The following is a 1,727-nucleotide window of genomic DNA, read 5'->3' on the forward strand; positions in this document are numbered from 1 at the left end:
CAGGCTCTATTTTATCAACATAATCTTGGAGATAGTAACCTGCATCCCGCCAACTAGCCTAATGACATAAACTCCACTGGTAAGATGTTCACCTGCAAGACCAGATCCGTCCCAAAACAGTGTATGCTGACCTTGGGTTACTGCACCCGCATCCTGCCTGTAAACGAGCCTGCCGGAGAGGTCGAAAATCTCCATAGCGAGACTTTCGAGTACAGGAGACTGGAATACAACTAAAGTGTGGGAGTTGATTGGATTCGGTGAGACGCTGGAAATAGAAAGACTTACCTGGAAATACTCTGAGACCATATCATCAATTACAACAAAGATTTCTTGCAGCCCCAGATTGTGGTTCCGACCTCCTGCAATAGCAACAAAGTTCTCATTTGGCCCGGGGGCAGGGATTGTACTACCCCAGGTCACAATAGTCCCATCTGACTTAAGTCCAAGACTTTGGAGCCCACCTCCGGCTACTGCTATGAAGTCCGTGTTGGGTTCAGGAACATTGCACTGGCCATCCGAGTTCCTACCCCAAGCTTCGATTGTCCCATCAGACCTAAGCCCCAAACTATGGTGGTAACCCCCCGCAACAGCAATAAAGTCCTCATTAGGTGCGGGGACATCGCACTGGCCATAGCTATTGTATCCCCAAGCAACAATCGTTCCGTCAGATTTTAGCCCTAAACTGTGGTAACAACCTCCTTCAAGACTGATATAATCTTCATTCGGCAAGGGAACATCACATTGACCATACTCATTCCTCCCCCAAGCCTCAATCGTCCCGTCGGACTTAAGCCCCAGACTGTGTGCGTAAGCTCCTGCCACAGCAACATAGTCCTCATTAGGTGCAGAAACATTGCACTGGCCATAGCCATTTGACCCCCAAGCAACAATCGTCCCGTCGGACTTAAGTCCCAGACTGTGCTGTCTCCCTCCTGCGACGGCTATAAAGCCCTCATTAGGCGCAGGAACATTGCACTGACCCCAGTAATTTGCCCCCCAAGCAACAATCGTCCCGTCGGACTTAAGCCCCAAGGAGTGATACCCACCTCCGGCTGCGGCGACAAAATCCTCGTTAGGCTCAGGAATATCGCACTGTCCACTGCTGTTCCATCCCCACGCCACAATCGAATAGCCAGAGCTGTCAACGGTCTCCGGAGTTAATAGCAGGATAATTGCAGGAAGTAGAAGAACTGACATTCTCTTCATAACTTATCCCCTTTTCTCACTGAATCTGCCTCAACCAGAGACTATCACATCTGGTTTAGCATTTATTTGTTTTTTGTGAAATTATCTTACAACTTGGGTTATCTCTCGTCAACCATATATTCGTTATAAACAAAGTACATTACTCGATCCTTTGCCTTGAAACGTTAGTAACCTCCTCAATCTCCGCTCTGTCAACAGCCGTCTCTCCCAATGATCCCCCATTACCAGAATCCGCCTCTTCTCCCCTTCAGATAATCGCAATAGGGAAAGCCACTGGTTGACACGTGCCCGTGATAATCCATGTTTCCGGGCCAGTTCAACCTGTGAAATCCCCTGGCTCCTTATCTCCTCTGCGAGTTCCTGAGCATAGATAAGAGGATTGCGATAAGTCTTATTATATTTTGAGATAAGACTACAAGAAGGCAGTTCGTATTCCAATTCCAAGATTGGGCCACCAAAGGTTCGAGTAGATCGGGAATCGAGGCGCCATGACAGTGCCACCCACCATTAAAACGACATGG

1 protein-coding gene is annotated in these 1,727 nt (G+C 48.3%); it reads right to left on the reverse strand.

The window, feature by feature from the left end; translation table 11 throughout:
- Positions 1-6 precede the first annotated feature (6 nt).
- Positions 7-1,206, reverse strand: a complete 1,200-nt coding sequence (locus K8R76_05335; GenBank protein MCD4847595.1) for a T9SS type A sorting domain-containing protein — start codon at positions 1,204-1,206, stop codon at positions 7-9.
- Positions 1,207-1,727 lie beyond the last annotated feature (521 nt).

Source organism: Candidatus Aegiribacteria sp., assembly GCA_021108435.1.
Taxonomy (GTDB): Bacteria; Fermentibacterota; Fermentibacteria; order Fermentibacterales; family JCC-6; genus Aegiribacteria.

Excerpts from the sequence above, each read along its gene's own strand:
- K8R76_05335 (MCD4847595.1), bottom strand. The coding sequence starts at position 1,206 with ATGAAGAGAATGTCAGTTCTTCTACTTCCTGCAATTATCCTGCTATTA.